The 5652-nt window shown below is 71.7% G+C and carries 7 protein-coding genes and 1 pseudogene; 5 read left to right on the plus strand and 3 right to left on the minus strand.

All coding sequences use genetic code 11. The features are described from left to right. Positions 1-174: pseudogene (locus G3I65_RS57260) on the minus strand (PucR family transcriptional regulator); the annotation flags it as partial. Between the two features lie 122 nt (positions 175-296). On the opposite strand from G3I65_RS57260, the gene pruA reads away from it, so the two are divergent. After that, entirely contained in the window at positions 297-1925 is a 1629-nt protein-coding gene (gene pruA / locus G3I65_RS13280; protein ID WP_160696378.1) for an L-glutamate gamma-semialdehyde dehydrogenase, read from the plus strand. Positions 1926-1938: 13 nt separating this feature from the next. Beyond that, positions 1939-2868: a proline dehydrogenase family protein gene (locus tag G3I65_RS13285; RefSeq protein ID WP_160696379.1), complete on the plus strand. Its 930-nt coding sequence runs from the start codon at positions 1939-1941 to the stop codon at positions 2866-2868. A gap of 67 nt (positions 2869-2935) precedes the next feature. On the opposite strand, the gene trxA is transcribed toward G3I65_RS13285, so the two are convergent. After that, complete coding sequence (gene trxA / locus G3I65_RS13290; protein WP_160696380.1) at positions 2936-3307, minus strand: thioredoxin; 372 nt, start codon at positions 3305-3307, stop codon at positions 2936-2938. 87 nt (positions 3308-3394) lie between these two features. Between trxA and G3I65_RS13295 the strand changes: the two genes are divergently transcribed. The 3 genes from G3I65_RS13295 to G3I65_RS58595 all read left to right on the plus strand — a co-directional run bounded on the left by G3I65_RS13295 (position 3395) and on the right by G3I65_RS58595 (position 5302). Continuing rightward, complete coding sequence (locus tag G3I65_RS13295) at positions 3395-3637, plus strand: DUF2630 family protein (RefSeq protein ID WP_003068842.1); 243 nt, start codon at positions 3395-3397, stop codon at positions 3635-3637. A 100-nt stretch (positions 3638-3737) separates the two neighbouring features. Beyond that, the gene (locus G3I65_RS13300; RefSeq protein WP_160696381.1) at positions 3738-4145 is read left to right on the plus strand and encodes a YciI family protein; all 408 of its coding nucleotides are present in this window, start codon (positions 3738-3740) and stop codon (positions 4143-4145) included. Positions 4146-4153: 8 nt separating this feature from the next. Beyond that, positions 4154-5302 carry an RNA polymerase sigma factor gene (locus tag G3I65_RS58595; protein ID WP_160696382.1) on the plus strand — a complete coding sequence of 383 codons (1149 nt, stop codon included), beginning with the start codon at positions 4154-4156 and terminating at the stop codon, positions 5300-5302. A gap of 80 nt (positions 5303-5382) precedes the next feature. On the opposite strand, the gene G3I65_RS13310 is transcribed toward G3I65_RS58595, so the two are convergent. Continuing rightward, a partial coding sequence (locus G3I65_RS13310; protein ID WP_203612371.1) for an alpha/beta hydrolase occupies positions 5383-5652 on the minus strand: 270 nt, incomplete at its 5' end.

The following is a 5652-nucleotide window of genomic DNA, read 5'->3' on the forward strand; positions in this document are numbered from 1 at the left end:
CGCCCGGCCCCGCGCGCCGATCACCAGCACCAGGTCGCCCGGCGAGGCTTCGAGGGGGTCTTCGGGGTCGAGGATGACGACGTCGGAGACCGGGACGCCCAGGCCGTGCGGAGCCACGACGACCTCGACGAGCGGCTCGCCGAGCGTCGCCAGCACGTGCCGCAGCGACGTCATCGCCGAGTTGTCTGATCAGCCAAGATCATACGGGCGATTTTAGCCGGTTGGACAATCCGCCACCACGTGTCCGGAGTTACCGTTCGGGGCATCCAGACGTACAGCGCTGCAGAGGAGCCGCCGTGGACGCCGTGACCCAGACCCCCGCCCCGAAGAACGAGCCGGTGCTCACGTACGCGCCGGGCAGCGCTGAGCGCGCCGAACTCGAGGGTGCGCTCAAGCGGCTGGGCCAGGCGGAACCCATCGACCTGACGGTCACCGTCGGGGGTGAGCAGCGCCCCGGCGGCGGCGAGAAGATCGACGTCGTCCAGCCGCACAACCACCGGCACGTCCTCGGCACCATCCACAGCGCCACCCAGCAGGACGCCACCGACGCCATCGCGGCCGCCGCGAAGGCCGCGCCGGAGTGGCGCGCGCTGTCCTACGACGACCGCGCCGCCATCCTGCTGCGCGCCGCCGACCTCCTCACCGGCAAGTGGCGCGCCACCCTGAACGCCGCCACCATGCTCGGCCAGTCCAAGACCGCGACCCAGGCCGAGATCGACTCCGCCTGCGAGCTCGCCGACTTCTGGCGCTTCAACGTCGAGTTCGGCCGCCGCGTGCTCACCGAGCAGCCGGTCAGCTCGCCGGGCGTGTGGAACCGGATGGAGCACCGGCCCCTCGAGGGCTTCGTCTACGCGATCACGCCGTTCAACTTCACCGCGATCGCCGGCAACCTGCCGACCGCGCCCGCGCTGATGGGCAACACGGTCCTGTGGAAGCCGTCGCCGACGCAGTCGTTCGCCGCGCACCTGACCATGCGGCTGCTCGAAGAGGCGGGTATGCCGCCGGGCGTCATCAACCTGCTGCCGGGCGACGGCAAGGCCGTCTCCGAGGTCGCCCTGACCCACCGCGACCTGGCCGGCATCCACTTCACCGGCTCGACCGCGACGTTCCAGCACCTCTGGGGCACGGTCGGCGCCAACATCGCGGGCTACCGCTCGTACCCGCGGCTGGTCGGCGAGACCGGCGGCAAGGACTTCGTGCTCGCGCACCCGTCGGCCGACGTCGACGTCCTGCGCACCGCGCTGGTCCGCGGCGCCTTCGAGTACCAGGGCCAGAAGTGCTCCGCCGCTTCGCGCGCGTACGTCCCGCGCAGCGTCTGGAACCGGCTGAAGGACGGTCTCGTGGCCGAGACCGAGGCGCTGACCTACGGCGACGTCACCGACCTGTCGCACTTCGGCGGCGCGGTGATCGACGCCCGCGCGTTCGCCAAGCACACCGCGCTGTTCGACCGCGTCGCTTCCGACGACTCGGTGGAGGTGCTCACCGGCGGGACGGCCGACGACAGCGTCGGGTACTTCGTCCAGCCGACGATCCTCGTCTCGGGCAACCCGAAGCACGAGATCTTCTCGACCGAGTACTTCGGCCCCATCCTGTCGATCCACGTCTACGAGGACGCCGACTTCGACGCCGTGCTCAAGCTCGTCGACGAGACCGCCGCGTACGCCCTGACCGGCGCGATCATCGCCGACGACCGCGCGGCCGTGGCGAAGGCGTCCGAGGCGCTGCGGTTCGCCGCGGGCAACTTCTACGTCAACGACAAGCCGACCGGCGCCGTCGTCGGCCAGCAGCCGTTCGGCGGCGCGCGCGCCTCCGGCACCAACGACAAGGCGGGCTCGATCTTCAACCTCCAGCGCTGGACCAGCCCGCGCTCGATCAAGGAGACCTTCGTGCCGCCGACCTCCGTGCGCTACCCGCACCAGGGCTGAGAGGGAGACCGTCATGTTGCGTGCCCCGCTGCTCGCCGCCGCCCGGTCCCGGAAGATCCGGGCGCTCGTCGAGGCCGTGCCCGCCACCCGATCCGTGGTGCGCCGGTTCGTCGCCGGGTCCGAGACCGCCGACGCCGTCCGCGTGGCCAGGGAACTGGCCGCGGACGGGCGCCGGATCACCCTCGACCACCTCGGTGAGGACACCACCGACGCCGCGCAGGCCGCGTCGACCGTGGCGGCCTACGAAGCCGTGCTGACCGCGCTCGCCGCGGAAGGGCTGGCGGACGGCGCCGACGTCTCGGTGAAGCTGTCGGCGGTCGGGCAGTTCCTGCCGTCGAACGGCGAGGACGTCGCGCTGGAGAACGCGCGGAAGATCTGCGCGGCGGCCGAGGCGGTCGGCGCCACCGTGACGCTCGACATGGAGGACCACACCACCACGGACTCGACGCTCGGCATCCTGCGCGAGCTGCGCGGCGAGTACCCGTGGGTGGGCGCGGTGCTGCAGGCCTACCTGCATCGGACCGAGGCGGACTGCCGCGCGCTGTCGGGCCCGGGCTCCCGGGTCCGGCTGTGCAAGGGCGCGTACGCCGAGCCGGAGTCGGTCGCGTTCCAGGAGAAGTCCGAAGTGGACAAGTCGTACGTCCGCTGCCTGCGCGTGCTGATGGCGGGCTCCGGCTATCCGATGGTCGCTTCGCACGACCCGCGGATGATCGAGATCGCCGCCGCGCTGGCCGACGAGCACGGCCGCAAGGACGACGACCACGAGTTCCAGATGCTCTACGGCATCCGGCCGGAGGAGCAGGCGCGGATCGCGGCTTCGGGCGCGCGCATGCGCGTCTACGTGCCCTACGGCGACGAGTGGTACGGCTACTTCATGCGGCGGCTGGCCGAGCGCCCGGCGAACCTGGCGTTCTTCCTGCGCGGGCTCGCGACCCGCTCCTGAAACGCCGTGAAGGCCTCCTTACCGGCATTTTTGACCGGTAAGGAGGCCTTCACGGGTGTGGTGGTGGTCAGGCCTGCTCGGCCTCGGCTTCGGCGGCCTTGCGCTTGACCTCGGCCATGTCGACGTCGCGCGCCTGCTTGATGAGCTCTTCCAGCGCGGGCTCGGGGAGCGCGCCGGGCTGGGCGTAGATCAGGGTCTTGTCCCGGATGATGGCCAGCGTCGGGATCGAGCGGACGTCGAAGGCGGCCGCGAGCTGCTGCTGCGCTTCGGTGTCGACGCTCGCGAACACGATGTCGTCGTGCTTCTCGGAGGCCTTTTCGTAGACCGGCGCGAACTGGCGGCACGGTCCGCACCAGCTCGCCCAGAAGTCGATCAGGACGAATTCGTTGTCGTTTACCGTCTGGTCGAAGTTCTCGGCGGTCAGCTCAACGGTGCTCATGCCCTGGTCAACGAACCGGGGGCGGCGGGAATTCCCGGGGCCGGGGTAGCGTCGTGCTCCGAGCAACCCGGAAGAGGAGGACCACAGATGGCCGACGGCGAAATCCTGGGCCGGATCGACGAGCTGATCGCGGAGGAGCACGAGCTCCGGTCGCGTTCGGTCGGCGTGGGGCTGAGCGGCGGCGACAAGGACCGCCTCACCGCGGTCGAGCAGCAGCTCGACCAGTGCTGGGACCTGCTGCGGCAGCGTCGCGCGAAGACCGAGTTCCACGAGAACCCGGACGACGCCGCGGCCCGCCCGGTCTCCGAGGTCGAGTCCTACCGCCAGTAAATTTTCTTCGGCGGCGATGTCGAAAGCCGGGAACCGGCTCCGTCCCCGGGGTGAAGGCGACCGGGAACGCCGGTCGCCCACCACCTGAGGGAGCACCACGATGGCCAAGTACCTGCTGCTCAAGCACTACCGCGGCGCGCCGGAGGCAGTCAACTGCGTGCCGATGGACCAGTGGGAGCCGGAAGAGATCACCGCGCACATCCGGTACATGGACGAGTTCGCGGCCAAGCTCCGGGAGACCGGCGAGTTCGTCGGCGAGCAGGGGCTGGCACCCGAGGGGACGTTCGTCCGCTACGACGGCGAGGGGCGCCCGCCGGTCACCGACGGCCCGTTCGCCGAGACGAAGGACCTCATCGCCGGCTGGATGATCATCGACGTCGACAGCTACGAGCGCGCGCTCGAGCTGGCCGGCGAGCTGTCCGCGGCGCCGGGCGCGGGCGGGAAGCCGATCCACGAGTGGCTCGAGCTGCGCCCGTGCCTGGCCCCGCTGCCCACCATCACGGAGTGACCGGCCCGGTGGACGAGGTTCTCCTCCGCAGTCTCACCCCCGCGGTGCTGGCGATCCTCGTCCGCCGCGGCGCCCCGTTCGCGGCGGCCGAAGACGCCGTCCAGGAAGCGCTGATCGAGGCCGTCCGCGGCTGGGCGGACGGCCCGCCGCGCGACCCGAAGGGCTGGCTGGTCACGGTCGCCTGGCGCAAGTTCCTCGACGAGACCCGCTCGGACACCGCCCGCCGCCGTCGCGAGGACGTCGTCGAAGCCGAGGTGCCGCCCGGGGAGGTGCCCGCCGAGGACGACACGCTGCAGCTGTACTTCCTGTGCGCGCACCCGTCGCTGACGCCGTCGTCGGCGGTCGCGCTGACCCTGCGCGCGGTGGGCGGGCTGACCACGCGCCAGATCGCGCAGGCGTACCTGGTGCCCGAGGCGACGATGGGCCAGCGCATCAGCCGGGCGAAGAAGACGGTCTCGGGCGTGCGCTTCGACGAGCCCGGCGACGTCGCGACGGTGCTGCGCGTGCTGTACCTGGTGTTCAACGAGGGGTATTCGGGCGACGTCGACCTGGCGGCGGAGGCGATCCGCCTCACCCGCCGGCTGGCGGCGTCGATCGACCACCCCGAGGTGGCGGGGCTGCTCGCCCTGATGCTGCTGCACCACGCCCGTCGCGCCGGCCGCACCGGGCCGGACGGCGGGCTGGTGCCGCTGGCGTCGCAGGACCGGTCCTTGTGGGACACGAAGCTGATCGCCGAGGGCGTGTCGATCCTGCAGGCCGCGCTGGCGCGGGATCGGCTGGGGGAGTTCCAGGCGCAGGCGGCCATCGCGGCTTTGCACGCCGACGCGCCTCGGGCGGAGGAGACGGACTGGGTGCAGATCGTCGAGTGGTACGACGAGCTGGCCCGGCTGACGGACAGCCCGGTCGTGCGGCTCAACCGCGCGGTGGCGGTGGGGGAGGCCGACGGGGCCCGTGCCGGGTTGGCCGCGTTGGCCGAGCTGGATCCGTCGTTGCCGCGGTACACGGCGGTGGCGGCGTATCTGCACGAGCGTGAGGGGGAGGTGGCTCGGGCGGCGGAGCTGTACGCCGAGGCGGCCCGGAAGGCGACGAACGCGGCGGAGGTCGAGCACCTGACGCGCGAGGCGGCTCGGCTCAACGCGGGACTGCGGGAGTCCTGAGAGGCACCGGGAGCCCGGCCGCATGACGTGAATGACTCATTCATGTCGTCAGACGACATGAATGAGTCATTCACTACATCTCAGGCCGGGCAGAGGGTTCCGTTCGCAGGGATCTTCCCGTCCACCAGGAAAGCCCGCGCCGCGTCCGTCACGCACGGCGAAGCGCCCACCGCACCATGCCCCGCGCCCTGCCACGTGATCGTCACCGCCGACGGCATCTGGTCCGCCGCGCGCGTGCTGCCCACTCCCGGGGTCGACGGGTCGGCCGCCGTCGCCGCGACCAGGATCGGCGGGGCTCCCGGGGCGCCCGGGGGCGGCAACGGTTCCGTGCGGACCGGCCACGGGCCGCA

It is taken from the genome of Amycolatopsis sp. SID8362 (assembly GCF_010550475.1).
Taxonomy (GTDB): domain Bacteria; phylum Actinomycetota; class Actinomycetes; order Mycobacteriales; family Pseudonocardiaceae; genus Amycolatopsis; species Amycolatopsis eburnea.

What these genes read in the sequence shown, in the direction of transcription:
- G3I65_RS13285 (WP_160696379.1), top strand. Translation starts at nt 1,939, where the DNA reads ATGTTGCGTGCCCCGCTGCTCGCCGCCGCCCGGTCCCGGAAGATCCGG.
- trxA (WP_160696380.1), bottom strand. Translation starts at nt 3,307, where the DNA reads ATGAGCACCGTTGAGCTGACCGCCGAGAACTTCGACCAGACGGTAAAC.
- G3I65_RS13295 (WP_003068842.1), top strand. Translation starts at nt 3,395, where the DNA reads ATGGCCGACGGCGAAATCCTGGGCCGGATCGACGAGCTGATCGCGGAG.
- G3I65_RS13300 (WP_160696381.1), top strand. Translation starts at nt 3,738, where the DNA reads ATGGCCAAGTACCTGCTGCTCAAGCACTACCGCGGCGCGCCGGAGGCA.